This is a genomic window from Bacillus mojavensis (genome assembly GCF_012648005.1).
Classification (GTDB): domain Bacteria; phylum Bacillota; class Bacilli; order Bacillales; family Bacillaceae; genus Bacillus; species Bacillus mojavensis.
This window is the reverse complement of record NZ_CP051464.1, coordinates 2232170-2253260: the sequence shown is the minus strand read 5'-3', so window position 1 is coordinate 2253260 and position 21091 is coordinate 2232170. Positions and strand designations below refer to the sequence as shown.

The 21091-nt window shown below is 44.2% G+C and carries 24 protein-coding genes; 23 read left to right on the top strand and 1 reads right to left on the bottom strand.

Annotation, left to right across the window (positions count from 1 at the left end; all coding sequences use genetic code 11):
• Nucleotides 1–150 precede the first annotated feature (150 nt).
• The 23 genes from ansA to lysA all read left to right on the top strand — a co-directional run bounded on the left by ansA (nucleotide 151) and on the right by lysA (nucleotide 20032).
• A complete protein-coding gene (ansA, locus tag HC660_RS11700) occupies nucleotides 151–1140 on the top strand; it encodes an asparaginase (protein ID WP_010334815.1) in 990 nt (329 codons plus the stop codon).
• Nucleotides 1141–1186: 46 nt separating this feature from the next.
• The gene (gene aspA, locus HC660_RS11695) at nucleotides 1187–2614 is read left to right on the top strand and encodes an aspartate ammonia-lyase (protein ID WP_010334814.1); all 1428 of its coding nucleotides are present in this window, start codon (nucleotides 1187–1189) and stop codon (nucleotides 2612–2614) included.
• A gap of 141 nt (nucleotides 2615–2755) precedes the next feature.
• Nucleotides 2756–4162: a malate-H+/Na+-lactate antiporter MleN gene (mleN, locus tag HC660_RS11690; protein ID WP_168748164.1), complete on the top strand. Its 1407-nt coding sequence runs from the start codon at nucleotides 2756–2758 to the stop codon at nucleotides 4160–4162.
• 15 nt (nucleotides 4163–4177) lie between these two features.
• A complete protein-coding gene (locus tag HC660_RS11685) occupies nucleotides 4178–5500 on the top strand; it encodes an NAD-dependent malic enzyme (protein ID WP_168748163.1) in 1323 nt (440 codons plus the stop codon).
• A 101-nt stretch (nucleotides 5501–5601) separates the two neighbouring features.
• Nucleotides 5602–5823, top strand: a complete 222-nt coding sequence (locus tag HC660_RS11680; RefSeq protein WP_168748162.1) for a ribosome rescue factor BrfA — start codon at nucleotides 5602–5604, stop codon at nucleotides 5821–5823.
• Nucleotides 5824–5920: 97 nt separating this feature from the next.
• Nucleotides 5921–6565, top strand: a complete 645-nt coding sequence (gene spoIIM / locus HC660_RS11675) for a stage II sporulation protein M (RefSeq protein ID WP_010334810.1) — start codon at nucleotides 5921–5923, stop codon at nucleotides 6563–6565.
• 112 nt (nucleotides 6566–6677) lie between these two features.
• Nucleotides 6678–7127 (top strand): ferric iron uptake transcriptional regulator, encoded by a 450-nt coding sequence (gene fur / locus HC660_RS11670; protein ID WP_010334809.1) that lies wholly within the window; start codon nucleotides 6678–6680, stop codon nucleotides 7125–7127.
• Between the two features lie 124 nt (nucleotides 7128–7251).
• Nucleotides 7252–7479 carry a YqzK family protein gene (locus HC660_RS11665; RefSeq protein ID WP_010334808.1) on the top strand — a complete coding sequence of 76 codons (228 nt, stop codon included), beginning with the start codon at nucleotides 7252–7254 and terminating at the stop codon, nucleotides 7477–7479.
• A 7-nt stretch (nucleotides 7480–7486) separates the two neighbouring features.
• Nucleotides 7487–8377: a site-specific tyrosine recombinase XerD gene (xerD, locus tag HC660_RS11660; RefSeq protein WP_168748161.1), complete on the top strand. Its 891-nt coding sequence runs from the start codon at nucleotides 7487–7489 to the stop codon at nucleotides 8375–8377.
• A 160-nt stretch (nucleotides 8378–8537) separates the two neighbouring features.
• Nucleotides 8538–9722 carry a phosphopentomutase gene (gene deoB / locus HC660_RS11655; protein ID WP_168748160.1) on the top strand — a complete coding sequence of 395 codons (1185 nt, stop codon included), beginning with the start codon at nucleotides 8538–8540 and terminating at the stop codon, nucleotides 9720–9722.
• Nucleotides 9723–9734: 12 nt separating this feature from the next.
• Nucleotides 9735–10550 carry a purine nucleoside phosphorylase I, inosine and guanosine-specific gene (locus tag HC660_RS11650; protein ID WP_168748159.1) on the top strand — a complete coding sequence of 272 codons (816 nt, stop codon included), beginning with the start codon at nucleotides 9735–9737 and terminating at the stop codon, nucleotides 10548–10550.
• 156 nt (nucleotides 10551–10706) lie between these two features.
• The gene (locus tag HC660_RS11645) at nucleotides 10707–11876 is read left to right on the top strand and encodes a D-alanyl-D-alanine carboxypeptidase family protein (RefSeq protein WP_010334805.1); all 1170 of its coding nucleotides are present in this window, start codon (nucleotides 10707–10709) and stop codon (nucleotides 11874–11876) included.
• A gap of 95 nt (nucleotides 11877–11971) precedes the next feature.
• A complete protein-coding gene (gene spoIIAA / locus HC660_RS11640) occupies nucleotides 11972–12325 on the top strand; it encodes an anti-sigma F factor antagonist (protein ID WP_010334804.1) in 354 nt (117 codons plus the stop codon).
• Nucleotides 12322–12762, top strand: coding sequence for an anti-sigma F factor (gene spoIIAB / locus HC660_RS11635; RefSeq protein ID WP_010334803.1), 441 nt, complete (start codon nucleotides 12322–12324; stop codon nucleotides 12760–12762). The genes spoIIAA and spoIIAB overlap by 4 nt, the downstream gene beginning before the upstream one ends.
• An 11-nt stretch (nucleotides 12763–12773) precedes the next feature.
• The gene (sigF, locus tag HC660_RS11630) at nucleotides 12774–13541 is read left to right on the top strand and encodes an RNA polymerase sporulation sigma factor SigF (protein WP_010334802.1); all 768 of its coding nucleotides are present in this window, start codon (nucleotides 12774–12776) and stop codon (nucleotides 13539–13541) included.
• 127 nt (nucleotides 13542–13668) lie between these two features.
• Nucleotides 13669–14289 (top strand): stage V sporulation protein SpoVAA, encoded by a 621-nt coding sequence (gene spoVAA, locus HC660_RS11625; RefSeq protein WP_044154790.1) that lies wholly within the window; start codon nucleotides 13669–13671, stop codon nucleotides 14287–14289.
• A complete protein-coding gene (gene spoVAB / locus HC660_RS11620) occupies nucleotides 14279–14704 on the top strand; it encodes a stage V sporulation protein SpoVAB (protein ID WP_168748158.1) in 426 nt (141 codons plus the stop codon). Before spoVAA ends, spoVAB begins: the two co-directional genes overlap by 11 nt.
• Nucleotides 14705–14716: 12 nt before the next feature.
• Nucleotides 14717–15169 (top strand): stage V sporulation protein AC, encoded by a 453-nt coding sequence (gene spoVAC / locus HC660_RS11615; RefSeq protein ID WP_010334799.1) that lies wholly within the window; start codon nucleotides 14717–14719, stop codon nucleotides 15167–15169.
• A gap of 12 nt (nucleotides 15170–15181) precedes the next feature.
• Nucleotides 15182–16198 carry a stage V sporulation protein AD gene (gene spoVAD / locus HC660_RS11610; protein ID WP_168748157.1) on the top strand — a complete coding sequence of 339 codons (1017 nt, stop codon included), beginning with the start codon at nucleotides 15182–15184 and terminating at the stop codon, nucleotides 16196–16198.
• Nucleotides 16199–16549, top strand: a complete 351-nt coding sequence (spoVAE, locus tag HC660_RS11605) for a stage V sporulation protein AE (protein ID WP_003230467.1) — start codon at nucleotides 16199–16201, stop codon at nucleotides 16547–16549. It abuts the gene before it with no gap.
• Nucleotides 16550–16556: 7 nt separating this feature from the next.
• The gene (spoVAEA, locus tag HC660_RS11600) at nucleotides 16557–17174 is read left to right on the top strand and encodes a stage V sporulation protein SpoVABEA (RefSeq protein WP_010334797.1); all 618 of its coding nucleotides are present in this window, start codon (nucleotides 16557–16559) and stop codon (nucleotides 17172–17174) included.
• Complete coding sequence (gene spoVAF, locus HC660_RS11595) at nucleotides 17119–18606, top strand: spore germination protein SpoVAF (protein WP_168748156.1); 1488 nt, start codon at nucleotides 17119–17121, stop codon at nucleotides 18604–18606. The genes spoVAEA and spoVAF overlap by 56 nt, the downstream gene beginning before the upstream one ends.
• A gap of 106 nt (nucleotides 18607–18712) precedes the next feature.
• Nucleotides 18713–20032: a diaminopimelate decarboxylase gene (gene lysA / locus HC660_RS11590; protein ID WP_168749463.1), complete on the top strand. Its 1320-nt coding sequence runs from the start codon at nucleotides 18713–18715 to the stop codon at nucleotides 20030–20032.
• A 28-nt stretch (nucleotides 20033–20060) separates the two neighbouring features.
• Here lysA and HC660_RS11585 read toward each other — a convergent pair whose 3' ends face one another.
• On the bottom strand, nucleotides 20061–20933 hold the full coding sequence (locus tag HC660_RS11585) for a DUF1002 domain-containing protein (RefSeq protein ID WP_059336647.1): 873 nt from the start codon (nucleotides 20931–20933) through the stop codon (nucleotides 20061–20063).
• Nucleotides 20934–21091 lie beyond the last annotated feature (158 nt).

Here is a 21091-nt window from a genome sequence, read left to right as displayed (position 1 = left end):
TATATCATATAGGTATTCGGAAGTGTACGCGAATTGAATAATAATGTCTTGCGTATTTTATTTTCCGTGTCTATAATTGCATTAAAAGTATGCGAAAAGCGAATGCCTTCTCGCAAACCCATCTTTAGATATAGTGAAGAGGTGTATGGTATGAAAAAATTATTGATGTTGACAACTGGGGGAACGATCGCTTCAGTTGAAGGGGAAAACGGGCTTGCCCCGGGGGTGAAGGCTGACGAGTTGTTAAGTTACGTATCAAAACTTGATAACGATTACACGATGGAAACCCAATCGCTTATGAATATAGACAGCACCAATATGCAGCCTGAATACTGGGTGGAGATAGCGGAAGCTGTTAAGGAAAATTATGATGCCTATGACGGGTTTGTTATTACTCATGGTACAGATACAATGGCCTATACATCTGCCGCATTATCTTATATGCTGCAGCATGCTAAAAAGCCGATTGTAATTACAGGCTCGCAAATTCCGATTACCTTTCAAAAGACAGACGCCAAAAAAAATATTACAGATGCCATTCGCTTTGCCTGTGAAGGCGTAGGTGGGGTTTACGTTGTGTTTGACGGCAGAGTCATCCAGGGAACACGTGCGATCAAGTTAAGAACGAAAAGCTATGACGCGTTTGAAAGCATCAATTATCCATATATCGCTTTTATTACAGAAGACGGGATTGAATACAACAAACAAGTAACGGAACCTGAGAACGACGCCTTCACAGTTGACACTTCACTATGCACAGATGTTTGTCTGCTCAAACTGCATCCGGGCTTAAAGCCGGAAATGCTGGACGCTCTGAAAAGCATGTACAAAGGAATTGTCATCGAAAGTTATGGCAGTGGAGGCGTTCCGTTTGAAGGCAGAGACATTTTGTCCAAAGTGAATGAACTGATTGACAGCGGCATTGTTGTCGTCATTACGACTCAATGCTTGGAAGAAGGCGAAGATATGAGCATTTACGAAGTCGGCCGCAGAGTCAATCAGGACTTAATTATCCGCTCTAGAAACATGAATACAGAAGCAATCGTTCCGAAATTAATGTGGGCACTGGGCCAATCCTCAGATTTGCCGATCGTGAAAAGAATTATGGAAACACCGATTGCCGATGACGTTGTCCTGTAAATTTCGTTAAAACCATAACCATTATAGAGAAAGTAGGTTAAAGATTATGTTAAACGGCCAAAAAGAATACCGGGTGGAAAAAGATTTCCTTGGAGAAAAACAAATTGAAGCAGATGTCTATTACGGCATCCAAACGTTGCGTGCTTCAGAAAACTTTCCGATTACGGGATATAAAATCCATGAAGAAATGATTAACGCACTGGCGATTGTAAAAAAAGCTGCCGCACTTGCAAACATGGATGTAAAACGGCTGTATGAAGGAATTGGCCAAGCTATCGTACAAGCCGCTGACGAGATTCTGGAAGGCAAGTGGCACGACCAGTTTATCGTCGATCCGATTCAAGGCGGCGCTGGTACATCCATGAACATGAATGCGAACGAGGTCATCGGAAATCGCGCGCTTGAAATCATGGGTCATAAAAAGGGAGAATACATCCACTTAAGCCCAAACACACACGTTAATATGTCACAATCAACAAACGATGTATTTCCGACAGCCATTCATATTTCCACACTGAATCTGCTGGAAAAACTGCTGAAGACGATGGAAGACATGCATGGTGTGTTTAAACAAAAAGCCCAGGAATTTGATTCTGTTATTAAGATGGGACGGACTCACCTTCAAGATGCTGTTCCGATTCGCCTCGGCCAGGAATTTGAAGCATACAGCCGTGTTCTTGAGCGTGATATTAAACGTATTAAACAATCCCGGCAGCACCTGTATGAAGTCAACATGGGCGCTACTGCAGTCGGCACAGGACTGAACGCCGATCCTGAATATATCAAACAAGTTGTTAAACATCTTGCTGATATTAGCGGACTGCCTCTTGTCGGCGCTGACCATCTTGTCGATGCAACACAAAATACAGACGCTTACACAGAGGTTTCTGCATCATTAAAAGTCTGCATGATGAACATGTCGAAGATCGCAAACGACCTTCGTTTAATGGCATCGGGACCGCGCGCCGGACTTGCGGAAATTTCTCTGCCTGCCCGCCAGCCGGGATCATCCATCATGCCGGGTAAAGTCAATCCGGTTATGGCGGAGCTCATTAACCAAATTGCGTTTCAGGTGATTGGAAACGATAATACCATCTGCCTAGCTTCAGAAGCAGGTCAGCTTGAATTAAACGTTATGGAGCCAGTGCTTGTCTTTAATCTGCTGCAATCGATCAGCATCATGAACAATGGGTTCCGTTCCTTCACTGACTATTGCTTGAAAGGCATTGAAGCTAATGAAAAACGCTTGAAGCAATACGTAGAAAAAAGCGCTGGAGTTATTACCGCTGTGAATCCGCATCTTGGTTATGAAGCGGCTGCCCGAATCGCCAGGGAAGCGATTATGACAGGCCAATCCGTCCGTGATCTTTGCCTTCAGCATGATGTACTGACAGAAGAAGAATTGGATATCATTTTAAATCCATACGAGATGACAAAGCCAGGAATTGCTGGAAAAGAGCTATTAGAAAAATAAAATTTAAACAAAATGCAGCTTATTCATCTGTGAATAGCCGGGTGAATAAGCTGTTTACAAGCATAGGGATGAGGAAGTATAGTATACGTGTTGCACTATTTATTGAAAGCGTTTTAGCTTTTTTATTAAGGGGGACTTCTTTTGAAGGATGTAAGATTGCCAACACTATTTGAAATTATTATCGTACTAGGAGCATTTTTAGCACTTGTTATGTCGTTTACAGTCTTTATGGACTTGCCGATACAGCTTGCACTTTTTATTTCCTGGTTTATTGCAATGATTCTAGGAGTCAGACTGGGTTATTCTTATAAAGACTTGCAGAATGCGATTCTAAGCGGAATATCAAATGGTCTCGAAGCCGTTCTGATTCTCGTTTCAGTCGGAGCGCTCATCGGAACATGGATCGCCGGAGGCGTCGTGCCGACCTTAATTTATTATGGATTAGAATTTATTCATCCTAGTATCTTTTTACTCGCAACATTAATTATTTGTTCTATTATGTCTGTGGCGACAGGAACGTCATGGGGAACAGTAGGAACAGCCGGCATCGCCATGATCGCAATTGGTGAAGGCCTCGGAATTCCGCTTCCTCTTGTAGCTGGAGCCATTCTTTCCGGAGCTTACTTCGGGGACAAGCTGTCTCCTCTGTCTGACAGTACAGTTCTGGCTTCTTCATTATCAAAAGTAGATGTATTGGCTCACGTCAGAGCGATGCTTTATTTATCAATACCAGCATATGTGATTACGGCTATTCTCTTTACAGCTGTTGGATTTATGTACGGCGGGAAAAATATTGACCTCGACAAAGTTGAATTTTTGAAATCTTCTTTGCAGAATACATTTGACATTCATATTTGGATGCTGATTCCGGCTGTTGTCGTTATTGTCTTATTAGCGATGAAAAAGCCGTCTATGCCGGTTATCGTAATTGGTGCATTGCTTGGCGCTGTCTGGGCTGCTGTTTTCCAAGACATGAATTTCGCGGATGCGATTGCAACAGCGTACAACGGCTTCTCTATTAAAACAGATGTTGAATTTTTAAACGGCCTCTTAAACCGCGGAGGCATCGTAGGCATGCTCGGTTCTCTCGTCGTGATTATTTTTGGCCTAGGCTTTGGCGGGTTGCTTGAGAAGCTAGGTGTGTTAAAAGTCATTGTTTCATTGTTTGAAAAAAAATTAACATCAGCAGGCAATGTGACATTATCTACGCTGATTGTAGCATTTTTGGCGAACATCTTCGGGTGTGCCATGTATGTATCTCTTATTTTGACACCGAAGATTATGGAAGACAGCTATGACCGTTTGCATCTGGACAGAAGAGTTCTATCCCGTAATTCAGAGGTCGGAGGAACTTTGACTTCGGGCATGGTACCTTGGTCTGATAACGGCATTTACATGGCCGGGATTTTAGGAGTTTCTACCTTCTCTTATCTGCCGTTTATGTGGCTCAGTTTTGTCGCAATAGGTCTTGCCATTATCTACGGTTATACAGGAAAATGTATATGGTATACGAAAAACGATACAGCTCCAGCTGAAAAACTAGGCTAAGAGGAGGATCACTGAATGATAGCAAAACACATGATTCGGACACTGATGATAGAAACGCCTTCGGTTCCCGGAAATCTCGGAAGAGTGGCAACAGCAATCGGCCTTCTGGGCGGAGACATTGGTGATGTGGAGACGGTTAAAGTCGGACCCAATTACACGATGCGCAATATTACTGTGCAAGTGGAAAACGAAGAACAGCTTCAGGAAGTGATCATGGCTGTTCAGGCTCTTGGCGAAGGGATCAGGCTTCACACGGTGTCTGATGAAGTCCTGTCTGCCCATGAAGGCGGAAAAATCCAAATGAAAAGCAAAATGCCAATCCGTTCGCTGGCAGAGCTCGGGCGCGTCTATACTCCTGGGGTAGCAGACGTCTGCAGACTGATCGAGAAAGAACCTGAAAAGGCTGATATCTACACGACAATCAGCAACTCGGTCGCAATTGTAACTGATGGAACAGCGATTCTCGGCCTTGGAAACATCGGCTCTGTGGCGGGAATGCCTGTTATGGAAGGAAAGGCAGCGTTGTTTGATCAGCTGGCAGGGATTAGCGGTATCCCGATTTTGCTGGATACAAGTGATCCTGAAGAAATCATCAATACGGTAAAACATATTTCACCAGGATTTAACGGCATCCTGCTTGAGGATATCGGGTCACCGCATTGCTTTGAAATTGAAGATCGCCTAAAAGAGGAACTCAGTATCCCTGTCATGCACGATGATCAGCATGGAACAGCTGTCGTTACGCTGGCAGCTGCCATTTCGGCATGTAAAAGCGCGGGCGTTGACTTGAAAGAAGCAAAAGTGGGGCAGATCGGCCTCGGCGCAGCGGGCGTAGCCATCTGCCGGATGTTTATGGCTTACGGCGTCAAAGCTGTATGCGGTACAGACAAATCAGAGGCGGCGATGAGGCGTCTTGAGCAATACGGCGGACAGACAGCTGCCAGCATTGAAGAGTTAATGGAAACATGTGATATTGTCATTGCCACAACAGGAGTTCCTGGTTTAATTAAACCTGAATTCGTACGATCTGGCCAGGTCATCTTGGCATTATCCAATCCGAAGCCGGAAATTGAGCCTGAGGCTGCTTTGCAGGCCGGCGCAGCGTATGCAGCTGACGGGCGTTCTGTGAATAATGTGCTTGGCTTCCCGGGTATATTCAGAGGCGCACTGAATGCCAAAAGCAAGGAGATCAATCACGATATGCTTGTGGCGGCAGCAGAGGCCATTGCAGCCTGCACAAAGCCAGGCGATGTGGTTCCGCAGCCGTTGGATTCAAAGGTCCATCACGAAGTGACAGCCGCCGTTGAACGCGCCGCTCTTACAGCGGTCAAACATTAAAATGAAACAGCACCTGGCACGACAGGTGCTGTTTTTTTAAAACATTTTAATAACATCTCCATTTGCTATAATGAATCAAAATGAAATAGGGAGTGATCAACATGGCAAAAAGCCGAGCGAAAAGAAAACGGGAGCATCTGCTTAGAAACAGTGGACGGGACGCCTTATTATCAAGAGGCAGTTCTCCATCCTTCAGCACGCATGAAAGAATGACAAAAAGCAAACAAGACATATTGAATAAAAGAAAGCATAAACACAAAAATCCTTATGATCAAAATGCATTTGATGATAGGGATTTTTTTATGTCCGAAACAGCCGCCTAGCAATCTCTATCGTTTCTTTTTGAAAAAGAGCATGTTTTTCCGTTTCTTTCATACAATCTATTAAATCAAATCAATAGAGCGGGCGGGAGGAAACGATATGCGGAAAATTTCTTATAAGGACATGTTTCTCGGACATGTAAAGGATCATCTCTCACTTTATATATTTGTGTCTGTCCTGTTTTTCATGGGTGTGATTTTTGGCGCTATCATTGTCAACAGCATGACGATCAGCCAGAAAGAAGATTTATATTATTATTTAAGCCAATTTTTTGGACAACTATCAGACGGAAAACAGGCTAGCTCATCCGATATGTTTTGGCAAAGTATTTTTCATAATGTAAAGTATTTAGGGCTGATGTGGATTTTAGGAATTTCTGTGATTGGCATGCCTATCATTTTCATTATGATTTTTCTAAAAGGAATTGTCGTCGGATTTACTGTTGGGTTTCTCGTCAACCAGATGGGAATCAGCGGTTTTTTCTTATCCTTTGTCTCGGTTTTGCCGCAAAATGTGCTGCTTATTCCGGCTTACCTCATTATGGGCACATGTGCGATTGCCTTTTCTTTAAAGCTGATCAGGCAGCTGTTTGTCAAACGAAGTCTGCATGATGCGCCGATCCAGTGGTTCGGGCGATATGCCATTGTTCTCCTGATCATTTTATTTTTAGCGCTGATCTCATCTCTCTTTGAAGCATACATGTCGCCAGTTTTGATGGAAAAGTTGACATCGCGACTTTTTTAAAAACATTATTAAAAGAAAATCATTTTATTTATCAGTTTATAATAATTATAGTTGGAACTCCGCGCTTATTTTGTTATAATGAGTCATGGAATGCGGCGTAGGAGGGAAAGACATGGAAAACCGTATTGATCGAATTAAGAAACAGTTGCACTCATCCAGCTACAAACTTACGCCTCAGCGTGAAGCGACAGTAAGAGTGCTACTTGAAAACGAAGAAGACCATTTAAGCGCAGAAGATGTATACCTCCTCGTAAAAGAGAAATCTCCTGAGATCGGTCTCGCAACAGTATACCGTACGCTTGAATTACTAACTGAATTAAAAGTCGTTGATAAAATTAACTTTGGAGACGGCGTATCCCGTTACGATCTTCGTAAGGAGGGTGCAGCTCACTTTCATCACCACTTGGTGTGCATGGAGTGCGGAGCCGTTGATGAAATTGAAGAAGATTTGCTTGAAGACGTAGAAGAAGTCATTGAACGTGATTGGAAATTTAAGATTAAAGATCATAGATTGACGTTTCACGGCATTTGCCACCGCTGCAACGGAAACGATACGGAATAGTCGATGCCGGGCTCGAACCTTTTCTCTTGGGGAAAGGGTTTTTTGCTGTTTCGACGTATAAATCCTTTCTGGTTTGGCATATGGTTTAAATAACAGGAACCATAGAGAAAGGATCGATTGGGACATGGGAAGATTCCTAAAAACGGCTGTTGACACATTGAAGGTTTTTATACTGTTCACAGGTTTTACCGCTCTCTTCTATTATGCTATGATATGGGTAAATCAAGAGTATGAAAACTATCATCGGTACGATAAACCGGAAGGCTCCGCCGTAAAAGTTGTTGAAATGGATGCGGAAGAAAAAGGCGGATGGTTTGACCGGTTAATCTTTTTTTACCAAAACGGGGAGTAGATCTAGAGTGAAAGATCAAATAAAGGATTTCATCCACTACGTCATGGTAGAGAGAGGGCTTTCTCAAAATACGGTCGTATCCTATGAGCGTGACTTGAAAAGCTATTCTTTTTATTTAACAGAAACCCTTCATGTCAACAATTGGAACGATGTGACCCGTATACATATTATCCAATATTTGAAGCACTTGAAGGAGTCGGGGAAATCCGGAAAGACTTCAGCGCGGCATTTGGCATCGATTCGCTCTTTTCATCAATTTTTGCTTAGGGAAAAGGTGACGGACAAAGACCCTTCCGTACATATCGAAACACAAAAAACGGAACGGGTGCTTCCAAAGGTGCTGGCGCTGAACGAGGTTGAACGGCTGTTGGACACGCCTAAGCTTACGAGCCCTTTTGGCTATCGGGATAAAGCGATGCTGGAGCTGCTTTATGCCACAGGTATCCGAGTCAGTGAAATGATTGAATTGAAAACGACGGATGTCCATTTGTCAATGGGGTTTGTCCGCTGCTTCGGAAAAGGGAGGAAAGAGCGGATTGTGCCGATCGGTGAAACCGCTGCTTCTGCTATTGAAGAATATATGACGAAAGCCCGCGGGAAACTGCTAAAGAACAAAGTGTCTGACGCTCTCTTTTTAAATCATCACGGAAAGCAGATCAGCCGCCAGGGGTTTTGGAAAAATCTGAAGAAAATCGCGCTCGAAGCCGGAATCAAAAAAGAGCTCACCCCGCACACACTCAGGCATTCCTTTGCAACGCATCTGCTTGAAAACGGGGCTGATTTAAGAGCGGTGCAGGAAATGCTGGGCCATGCGGATATATCTACGACGCAAATCTATACGCATGTGACGAAAACAAGGCTGAAGGATGTGTACAAGCAGTACCATCCGCGCGCCTAGCCGCAGCGGGCTGCGGCTTTTTTCTTTAGGACCGACAGAAAATAATGAAGTTTCTCATTATTTTCAAATGCATTGTCAACGGGAATGAAAACGGTTTATACTTGAGTTGTCAGACCTCTAGGAGATACAATAGACGTATAGAAAAAAGGAGGCTTTTAGGATGCCTGCATACAAATATAATCGTGTGTTTTTAATCGTAATGGATTCAGTCGGAATTGGCGAAGCGCCAGATGCCGCCGACTTTAATGACGTAGGCGCCAATACGCTCGGGCATATTGCTGAGCACATGAACGGACTACATATGCCGAATATGGCAAAACTCGGCCTTGGTCTTATTGGTGATATCAAGGGCGTTGAAAAATCAGAACAGCCGCTCGCGTACTATGGAAAAATGCAAGAAGCGTCAAACGGCAAAGATACAATGACAGGCCATTGGGAGATCATGGGCTTATACATTGATAAACCGTTTAAAGTGTTCCCGGGAGGCTTTCCTGATGAGCTGCTTCAGGAGCTGGAAAAAAGGTCGGGCCGCAAAATTATCGGAAACAAGCCGGCTTCTGGCACAGCTATTTTGGATGAACTCGGTGAAGAGCATATGGAGACAGGCGCATTAATTGTGTACACTTCAGCTGACTCTGTACTGCAAATTGCCGCTCACGAAGAAGTCGTTCCGCTTGAAGAACTCTACAGCATTTGTGAAACGGCGAGAGAGCTGACACTTGATCCGAAATATATGGTAGGCCGCATAATCGCACGGCCGTTCGTCGGCGAGCCGGGACATTTCAAACGGACGCCAAACCGCCACGACTATGCGCTTAAGCCGTTTGACCGCACTGTGATGAATGAATTGAAAGACAGCGGCTTAGATGTCATTTCAATCGGAAAAATCTCTGATATTTATGATGGTGAAGGAATTACGTCTTCCCGCAGAACGGTATCCAATATGGACGGAATGGACAAAGTGGTTGACACGCTCGGAGAAAACTTTACGGGTCTGAGCTTTGCAAACCTTGTTGATTTTGACGCCTTATACGGCCATCGCCGTGATCCGGAAGGCTACGGACGCGCGCTTGAAGAATTTGATGCTCGTCTTCCGGAAGTATTAGAAAAAATGAAAGAAGATGATCTGTTAATCATTACAGCCGACCACGGCAATGATCCGATTCATCACGGAACAGACCATACACGCGAGTATGTGCCGATTCTTGCATACAGCAAAAAACATAAGAAAGCGCAAATGCTGCCGCTTGCAGATACATTTGCTGATATCGGCGCAACCATCGCGGATAATTTCCAAACGAAAAAACCGAAATATGGCAAAAGCTTTTTATCTTTATTACAATAGGGGGACTGTTTCTTGAAAGACAGAATCGAACGCGCAGCCGCTTTTATTAAGCAAAACTTGCCTGAATCACCAAAGATCGGCCTTATTCTAGGCTCAGGTCTTGGTATTTTGGCTGATGAAATCGAAAATCCTGTTAAGTTAAAATATGAGGATATCCCGGAATTCCCGGTATCAACGGTTGAGGGACACGCAGGACAGCTAGTGCTTGGCACACTTGAGGGAGTTAGTGTCATCGCCATGCAGGGCCGCTTTCATTTCTATGAAGGCTATTCAATGGAAAAAGTCACTTTTCCTGTTCGCGTCATGAAAGCGCTTGGTGTCGAGGCTTTGATCGTGACAAATGCGGCAGGGGGCGTAAACACTGAGTTCCGTGCGGGAGACTTAATGATCATTACAGACCACATCAACTTTATGGGGACAAACCCACTAATCGGGCCAAACGAAGCAGATTTCGGCGCCAGATTTCCTGATATGTCGTCAGCCTATGATAAAGGTCTTTCCAGCCTGGCTGAAAAAATGGCGAAAGACCTTAACATTCCAATTCAAAAAGGTGTGTATACTGCTGTGACAGGTCCTTCCTACGAAACACCGGCAGAAGTGCGCTTTTTAAGAACGATGGGCTCTGATGCAGTCGGCATGTCTACCGTACCGGAAGTAATTGTGGCAAACCATGCGGGTCTCCGTGTACTCGGCATTTCCTGCATTTCAAACGCAGCAGCCGGAATTTTGGATCAGCCTTTATCTCACGATGAAGTCATGGAAGTGACAGAAAAGGTGAAAGCCGGATTCTTGCAGCTTGTGAAAGCGGTAATTGCTAAGTACGAATAAAAATGGAATCCGGAAAAGATAAGAAGACAGCTGTTTCTAATTGAAACAGCTGTTTTTTTTATGTCGAAAAAGTCCCGAAACATTTTCCAACAGTGGTGTATAAAACCATTCAGCTTGGAAAAAATAAAAAGGATTATGAAATGGAGGGCTTTTGAGATGAAACGTCTTTTATCCACTTTGTTGATTGGTATGATGCTGCTTACATTTGCACCGTCCGCATTTGCAAAACAAGACGGAAAACATACATCGGAGCTTGCTCATGAAGCCAAGTCTGCGGTGCTGATAGAACGTGATACTGGCAAAGTGCTTTACAACAAGAACAGCCGCGAGAGACTGGCGCCTGCAAGTATGACAAAAATTATGACGATGCTTTTAATCATGGAAGCCTTAGACGAAGGAAAAATCAAAATGAGTGATAAGGTCCGTACGAGCGAACATGCGGCTTCAATGGGCGGATCACAGATTTTTCTTGAACCCGGGGAAGAAATGACCGTTAAAGAAATGCTTAAGGGAATTGCGATCGCATCTGGAAATGACGCATCTGTAGCAATGGCAGAATTTATTTCAGGCTCCGAGGATGAATTTGTGAAAAAAATGAACAAAAAAGCGAAAGAGCTGGAATTAAAAGATACATCCTTTAAAAACCCGACCGGCTTGACCGAGGAAGGACATTACAGCTCGGCTTATGACATGGCAATTATGGCTAAGGAATTATTGAAATATGAATCAATCACCAAGTTCACAGGTACGTATGAGGATTATTTACGTGAAAACACAGATAAAAAGTTTTGGTTAGTGAATACTAATCGGCTTATCAAATTTTATCCTGGTGTAGACGGCGTAAAAACTGGCTATACAGGAGAAGCGAAATACTGCCTGACTGCTTCGGCTAAAAAAGGGAACATGCGGGCGATTGCCGTTGTATTCGGGGCAAGCACGCCTAAGGAAAGAAATGCGCAAGTCACAAAGATGCTTGATTATGCTTTTAGCCAATATGAGACACATCCTTTATACAAGCGAAATGAAACGGTAGCAAAAGCAAAGGTCAAAAAAGGGAAACAAAAAGTGATAGAACTCACCACTTCTGAGCCGATTTCCGTATTGACGAAAAAAGGCGAGGATATGAAACATGTGAAAAAAGAAATTAAAATGAACAACAATGTAAGCGCTCCGGTTCAAAAAGGCCAAGAGCTTGGCACGCTGGTGCTGAAAAAGGACGGAAAAGTGCTTGCAGAAAGTCCTGTCGTTGCTAAAGATGATATGGAAAAAGCCGGATACTTAACGTTTTTAAAAAGGGCGATGGGAGATTGGACAAAATTTAAGTAATTATGCCGAATGATCACTAGTTTTGTCACGGTGAAGGAATTCATTCCCCCGAAATCGAAACACTCATTATCCGATCATATCAAGGAGGAATGAGCATGAGCCTTGGAATTGACATGCATGTCAAAGAATCAGTGCTTTGTATTCGATTAACAGGCGAACTCGATCACCATACGGCTGAAACGCTGAAACAAAAAGTAACGGAATCATTGGAAAAGGATGATATTCGTCATATCGTGCTGAATCTGGAGGACCTTTCCTTTATGGACAGTTCGGGGCTTGGCGTTATTTTAGGCAGATACAAACAAATTAAGCAAATTGGCGGGGAAATGGTCGTTTGCGCCATCTCTCCGGCAGTGAAACGGCTGTTTGATATGTCTGGCCTGTTTAAAATTATTCGCTTTGAACAATCTGAGCAGCAGGCACTGCTCACACTGGGGGTGGCATCATGAAAAATGAAATGCACCTTGAATTTTCCGCCCTCAGCCAAAATGAATCGTTTGCACGTGTGACAGTTGCTTCATTTATTGCGCAGCTTGACCCGACCATGGATGAACTCACTGAGATCAAAACTGTGGTGTCAGAAGCGGTGACGAACGCCATCATCCATGGCTATGAAGAAAATGGCGATGGAAAAGTATATATTTCGGTGACGCTGGAAGATCATGTCGTATATATGACCATCCGTGATGAAGGGCTCGGCATTACAGATCTGGAAGAAGCCCGCCAGCCTTTATTCACGACAAAGCCTGAGCTGGAGCGTTCTGGAATGGGCTTTACCATTATGGAAAACTTCATGGATGATGTCAGTATCGATTCATCACCCGAAATGGGGACGACGATTCGCTTAACAAAGCACTTATCAAAAAGCAAAGCGCTTTGTAATTAAGGAGATTTGTTATGGATGTGGAGGTTAAGAAAAACGGTAAGAACGCTCAGCTGAAGGACCATGAAGTAAAAGAATTAATCAAACAGAGCCAAGATGGCGACCAGCAGGCAAGAGACCTCCTCATAGAAAAAAACATGCGTCTTGTTTGGTCTGTCGTACAGCGGTTTTTAAACAGAGGATATGAGCCTGATGACCTCTTTCAGATTGGCTGCATCGGGCTGTTAAAATCTGTTGATAAATTTGATTTAACCTATGATGTGCGGTTCTCGACATATGCAGTGCCGATGATTATCGGCGAAATCCAGCGTTTTATCCGTGATGACGGAACTGTCAAGGTGTCAAGATCATTAAAAGAGCTTGGCAACAAAATCCGCCGAGCGAAAGATGAACTTTCAAAAACACTGGGCAGGGTGCCGACCGTACAGGAAATCGCCGAACATTTGGAAATTGAAGCTGAAGATGTCGTGCTTGCCCAAGAGGCAGTAAGAGCCCCGTCTTCGATTCATGAGACAGTTTATGAAAATGACGGAGATCCAATTACCCTTCTTGACCAAATCGCTGATCACTCAGAAGAGAAATGGTTTGACAAAATTGCGCTGAAAGAGGCCATAAGCGATTTAGAAGAAAGAGAAAAATTAATCGTCTATCTTCGGTATTATAAAGATCAGACGCAGTCAGAAGTTGCTGAGCGGCTGGGGATATCCCAGGTGCAGGTATCCAGGCTTGAAAAGAAAATATTAAAGCAGATCAAGGTTCAAATGGATCATACGGAAAGCTAGTCTGTCACTGCAGGCTGGCTTTTTGTTTTGCGAAAGTGTGGTAATTTATGGTCTTTTCAAGCGGATGAATGAGAACAAAATCGAACCACATACTACATATATAACCACCGAAAGATGGTGATCAATGATGGAACGACGACTATTTATCAGGCTTCGCCACCGAGTTTTGGCACATCCGGGGGATATCATAACGGTCGGGGATGCCGCGCAAATAGAAGGGCAGCATCAGCTGAAAAAGAAACTCTCGGCTATGCCGCTTTATCAGGTGAGCGAAAAAGATAAAAATATCGTAATTCTGGATATCATAAAAGTGCTCAAAGCCATTTATCAGCAGGATCCCACACTTGATGTTCAAACTGTGGGCGGAGCTGAAACCATTGTTGAAATTCAATATCAGAAACGGCACATATCAACTGTTCTTTTTATTGGTGTCTGGCTGCTGCTGTTTATCGGATCGTGCCTAGCCATCATGAATTTCCATGAGGATGTCAGCATGGGGGATGTTCATATTGCGCTATATGAAATCATAACCGGAGAGCGGAATGACTATCCATATTTACTTCAAATCCCTTACAGCATCGGTTTGGGACTGGGGATGATTGTGTTTTTTAACCACATTTTTAAAAAGCGCCTTAATGAAGAGCCCAGCCCGCTGGAGGTTGAAATGTTTAACTATCAGCTTGATCTCGATCAATATGTGGCCATGCATGAAAATGAAGAAACAATAAAGGACCTGCATGATCGTTAGTGTATTGTTCATCATTTTTGTCGGGCTCGGCGGGGGCATCACGGTCGGGGCTGGTTTCGTGGCTTTTTTAACCGTGATGGGAATCATTCCGCGTCTGATGCAGCTCACCAAAACGATGAGATTTGTTCAAGCTTATGAAGCGGCTGTTATTTTCGGTGCGGTTTGCGGGGGATGGGAAACACTGCATATGCACCATCTCTTTTTATCAAAATGGCTTGCCGTACCGGTCGGGCTGTTGGCCGGAGTATTTGTCGGAATGCTTGCAGCCGCGCTGACAGAAGTGTTAAATGTCCTGCCGATCTTGGCTAAACGAATCGGCCTCAGAAGTAAAATCATTATTCTATTAATGGCCATTGTCATTGGGAAAATCGCGGGATCTTTATTTCATTGGCTGTATTTTATTCATCATCCATAAGGAGGTTTCAATATGACAAACATAAAAGAAAACTACAAATCAAAAGTAAAAACATATCAGCCAAAGCCGCCTTACGTATGGAACTGTGTAAAAGCCTTTCTTGTAGGCGGTTTGATCTGCATGATCGGGCAAGGTCTGCAGAATTTTTATATCCATTTTTTTAATTTTAACGAAAAAACGGCAGGAAACCCTACTGCAGCGACGCTGATTCTATTGTCAGCATTGCTTACCGGATTGGGTATTTATGACAGAATTGGCCAGTTTGCAGGCGCAGGATCAGCTGTACCTGTCACCGGCTTTGCCAACAGTATGGCAAGTGCGGCTCTTGAGTATAAAAGCGAAGGTTTAGTATTGGGAGTAGCGACAAACATGTTTAAACTGGCGGGAAACGTCATCGTATTTGGTGTTGTGGCTGCTTACATCGTCGGAATGATTCGGTTTGCTTTTGAGAAACTGATGTCATAGGAGGAGAAAGAAATGAAATTAACAGGAAAGCAAACCTGGGTGTTTGAGCATCCCTTATTTGTCAATGCAGCGGGAACAGCAGTAGGGCCTAAGGAAAAAGACGGTCCGCTCGGGTCTTTATATGATAAAACCTATGACGACATGCACTGTAATCAAAAAAGCTGGGAAATGGCTGAAAGGCAGCTAATGGAGGACGCCATTAATACGGCGCTGCAAAAAAACAATTTGAAAAAAGATGATATTGATCTTTTGCTTGCAGGCGATCTGTTGAATCAAAATGTAACAGCCAACTATGTGGCAAGGCATCTGAAAATCCCGTTTCTTTGCATGTTTGGCGCATGCTCAACATCAATGGAAACAGTTGCTGTTGCATCTGCCTTAGTCGACGGCGGATTTGCAAATCGGGCGATTGCTGCTACGAGCAGTCACAATGCCACGGCCGAAAGACAGTTCCGCTATCCGACGGAATACGGCGGGCAAAAACCGGATACTGCGACATCTACTGTAACTGGGAGCGGTGCGGTTGTCATCAGTCAAACACCAAGTGATATTCAAATTACAAGTGCAACTATAGGGAAGGTGGCTGACTTAGGAATTACCGACCCGTTTGATATGGGATCAGCCATGGCTCCTGCTGCTGCTGATACCATTAAACAGCACTTTCAAGACATGAACCGCACAGCAGACGACTACGATCTTATCCTGACGGGAGACCTTTCCGGCGTCGGATCTCCTATTGTGAAAGATATCTTGAAAGAAGAGGGATATCCGGTCGGCACTAAACATGATGATTGCGGGCTTCTAATTTATACACCGGACCAGCAGGTGTTTGCAGGAGGAAGCGGCTGCGCTTGTTCCGCAGTTGTAACCTACTCACATATTTTCAAGCAGCTGCAAGAAGGAAAATTAAACCGTGTTTTCGTAGTAGCAACCGGGGCGCTGTTAAGCCCGACCATGATCCAGCAAAAACAAACCATTCCGACCATCGCACACGGGGTTGTATTTGAACGTGCAGGAGGTGCATCTTAAGTGGACTATCTTTTGGCTTTTGTTTGCGGAGGCGCTATTTGTATTGTCGGGCAGCTGTTGCTGGACATATTTAAATTGACGCCTGCCCATGTTATGACATCCTTTGTCGTCATCGGGGCGATTTTAGATGGTTTTGGCATTTACGATAAATTTATTGAGTTTGCTGGAGGAGGCGCCACGGTTCCGATTGTCAGCTTTGGCCACAGCCTCCTGCACGGTGCCATGCACCAGGCACATATACATGGATTTATCGGAATCGGTATGGGGATATTCGAGCTGACATCTGCCGGTATCTCAGCAGCCATTCTATTCGCCTTTATCGTTGCTGTTATTTTTAAACCGAAAGGATAATGCCGAGATGACGACAAAACGCAAGGTCATTCTGGTAACAGACGGAGATGTGTATGCCGCTAAAACAATTGAATACGCCGCAAGAAGAGTTGGAGGGAGATGTATTTCTCAATCAAAAGGCAATCCCTCCACCCGCAGCGGTGCCGAGCTTGTCAGGCTGATTACATCAGCGCCGTATGACCCTGTATTTGTCATGTTTGACGACTCCGGCCTTCAAGGAGAGGGACCGGGAGAAACCGCTCTGACCTATGTGGCCACCCATCCGGCAATTGAAGTGCTCGGTGTGATTGCGGTAGCGTCTAAAACCCATCAAGCTGAGTGGACTAGGGTTGACGTAAGCATTGACCGCAATGGAGAGATAACAGAATACGGCGTGGATAAAATCGGAGAGAGGGAATTTGATGAACACAGAATGAACGGAGATACGGTTTATTGCCTTGATAAACTTGATCTGCCGCTTATCGTCGGTATCGGGGATATTGGCAAAATGGGCAGGAAAGACGATATCTCGAAAGGTTCGCCAATCACCATGAAAGCGGTCGAGTTTATTTTAGAAAGGAGCGGGTATCATGCCGGACAAAAAGGAAGAGAAAATCCGGGTTTATCGGAATCCGGACAAAAATGAAGCTTATTTTAAAAATCGCGTCGGAATGGGGATCAGCTATGATGTAGGTGTCCGCAAGCTTACCATTTTAGACAGAGAAGTTCAGCTGTACTATTTGAATGGATTATGTGACACTGCCTTTATCATTCACTTAATGAGAGAGCTTGTTGCGATTAACAACCGGACAGGAAAAGAGGACCCTGAAGAGCTGGTCGATATCGTTGAAAACAGGCTGCTCAACGCTCAGGTCGAAAAAGTAAAAACGCTGGATGAAACCACCGACCAAGTGCTGTCCGGGTTAGTCGCAGTCATTGTCGAAGATGCAGGATTTGCTTTTATCATCGATGTCAGAAGCTATCCGGGAAGAAATCCGGAAGAACCGGATACGGAAAAGGTCGTCAGGGGGGCCAGAGACGGATTTGTTGAAAACATCGTCGTCAATACAGCGCTTCTCAGAAGACGGATCAGGGACGAACGCCTTCGTGTCAAAATGACAAAGGTTGGCGAGCGTTCAAAAACGGATCTGAGCATTTGTTATATAGAAGACATTGCAGATCCGGATCTGGTTGATATCGTGGAAAAAGAAATTGCCGCCATTGATGTAGACGGATTAACAATGGCAGACAAAACAGTCGAAGAGTTTATTATCAAACAAAGCTACAACCCGTTTCCGCTCGTCCGTTATACAGAAAGGCCCGATGTGGCGGCCAATCATGTACTTGAAGGCCATGTCGTGATTATAGTAGATACATCGCCGAGTGTGATTATAACGCCGACAACCTTATTCCATCATGTTCAGCATGCTGAAGAATACAGACAGGCTCCTTCTGTGGGAACCTTCTTAAGATGGGTGCGATTTTTCGGCATTCTTGCTTCTACTTTATTTCTTCCCATCTGGTTCCTTTTTGTTCTTCAACCGGATCTGCTGCCAGAGAATCTAAAATTTATCGGGTTGAATAAAGATATGCACATCCCGATCATTCTGCAGATTTTCTTAGCTGATTTAGGAATTGAGTTTCTCAGAATGGCGGCTATTCACACACCGACCGCTTTATCTACCGCAATGGGATTAATTGCCGCAGTTCTAATCGGGCAAATTGCCATAGATGTGGGGCTGTTCTCTCCTGAAGTCATACTGTATGTCTCGCTTGCCGCTATCGGAACCTTTACAACGCCAAGCTATGAATTAAGCCTGGCAAATAAAATGGCCCGTCTTACACTTATGATATTAGTGGCGCTCTTTCATGTAAAAGGGCTCGTTATAGGATTTACTGTGCTAATTATTGCCATGGCCAGCATAAAATCCCTTCAAACTCCATACTTATGGCCGCTCATTCCGTTTAACGGAAAGGCGCTGTGGCAGGTGCTGATTCGCACGGCGAAACCTGGTGCGAATGTAAGACCAAGCATTGTTCACCCAAGAAATCGCTTAAGGCAGCCTACTAATTCATAATCGCATTGAAACTGACTGAAGAGTATGATAATGTATGTCTTAATTATGAAAGGACAGTCCATAAAACTGTCCTTTTCACCCATAAGCGGAGAAAGAGGGAATGACATTGTTCTTACACGGCACTAGCAGACAAAATCAACATGGGCATTTGGAAATCGGAGGTGTAGACGCTCTCTATTTAGCTGAAACATACGGCACGCCTCTTTACGTATATGATGTGGCTTTAATACGTGAGCGTGCTAAAAGCTTTAAGCAGGCATTTACAACTGCAGGTCTGACAGCGCAGGTCGCGTATGCGAGCAAGGCATTCTCTTCTGTTGCGATGATTCAGCTTGCTGAGGAAGAAGGGCTGTCCTTAGATGTCGTGTCTGGAGGAGAACTTTACACAGCTGTTGTAGCGGGATTCCCGGCGGAGCGCATCCACTTCCACGGAAATAACAAAAGCAGGGAAGAACTGCGAATGGCACTTGAACACCGTATCGGCTGCATTGTGGTTGATAATTTCTATGAAATCTCGCTTCTTGAAGACCTGTGCAAAGAAACTGGCTACTCAAGCGATGTTCTCCTGCGGATCACCCCCGGGGTAGAAGCACATACGCATGACTACATTACAACGGGACAGGAAGATTCAAAGTTTGGTTTTGACCTTCATAACGGACAAACTGAACAGGCGATTGAACAGGTTTTACAGTCAGAACACATTCAGCTGCTGGGGGTTCATTGCCATATCGGTTCACAAATTTTTGATACAGCCGGTTTCGTGCTAGCGGCAGAAAAAATCTTCAAAAAACTTGATGAATGGAGAGAAACTTACTCATTTGTTTCAAAGGTACTGAACCTTGGGGGCGGTTTTGGCATTCGTTACACGGAAGAAGATGAACCGCTTCATGCCACTGAATATGTAGAGAAGATTATCGATGCTGTCAAAACTAATGCAGCCCGCTATGGATTTGACATACCAGAAATTTGGATCGAACCGGGCCGCTCACTTGTAGGAGACGCAGGGACAACACTTTATACAGTCGGTTCCCAAAAAGAAGTGCCTGGTGTCCGGCAGTATGTGGCTGTTGACGGAGGAATGAACGACAATATCCGTCCGGCTCTTTATCAGGCAAAATATGAAGCCGTTACAGCTAACCGTATCGGAGAAGCGCACGATAAAACGGTATCGATTGCCGGCAAATGCTGTGAAAGCGGAGATATGCTCATTTGGGATATTGACCTGCCGGAAGTAAAAGAAGGAGATCTGCTGGCTGTTTTTTGTACAGGTGCGTATGGCTACAGCATGGCCAATAATTATAATAGAATTCCAAGGCCGGCCGTTGTATTTGTAGAAAACGGAGAGGCACATTTAGTCGTAAAACGAGAAACGTACGAGGATGTTGTGAAACTGGATCTGCCATTTAAAACGAGTGTGAAGCAATAAAAAAAGCGCCGGAAATTCGGCGCTTTTTTTATTTGAATATAGAAACAATCGCATTCCAGATGGAAACGAAGAAATCAATGACTTTCTGGATAAAGTTCTTGCCTTCATCCGAGTCTAAAAATTTACTAATTTTATCTTTCGCTTTATCAAGCTGGTCACCGACCTGTCCCCAGTCGATATCAACATTTTTCATTTTATTGAACAAGGATACAAGCTGATCCTTTTGGCTGTCTGTCAGTGTGACGTTTAAATCGGAAGCCGCATCATCTACTTTTTTCTCAATATCGGCTTTATTGTCAGGCACACCGTTTTTAGCAAACTCTTCTTTTATTTTTGCAATCAGCGCAGCCGCATTTTCGTCACCGATCTTGTCACCAAGCTCTGAGGTCGTCACAAGCTCTTGGTTGGCGACTTGCTTAACGTCTTCAGAAATCGCTTCGTCAGAAGAAACTTCATATGCTTTAATCAAGCCTGTCAAAGCCGCAGTACCGGACACTTCAAACGGAGCGGTAACATAAACCTTCGCGTCCTTAACGCCGGCTGTCATCAAGGCATTGAGGTACATTTCATCCGTAATGCCGCTGATATTATGTGTCTCAACATTCAATCCAGAGCCTTTTTTGGCAATGGTAATAGACGATGACGAAATCGCTCTTGAGCCAATTTGCGCGCTCGGTATATATTTTCCTAAATATTCGTGTTCTTCCTTATTGGTCACGGTTACGGTTGTGGCATTATCCGGGACATTCATTTCATCAAGCACTTTTTGCTTATCTGATTCTGACAAATTTGCGCCAAGTGTCACGATGACATCTCCGACTGCGGCATCCGCGAGACTGACTTTCGGAATCGTCAGCAGCAAAACGGCCGCTGCCAGCATTCCAATCCATATTTTTTTCAAAGCAGTTGACCTCCTTCATTTCACAAGCAGCAGTTAAAAGCTGCTTTGCGAGGACCTGAATCATGATGAAAAATACAGTTCCGATAGGTTAGACGGAAATAGAGAGGTTCAGGTTTCATTTTTATTTTGGAGAAAAGCCGGGAGAGTCGTTTTCCCAA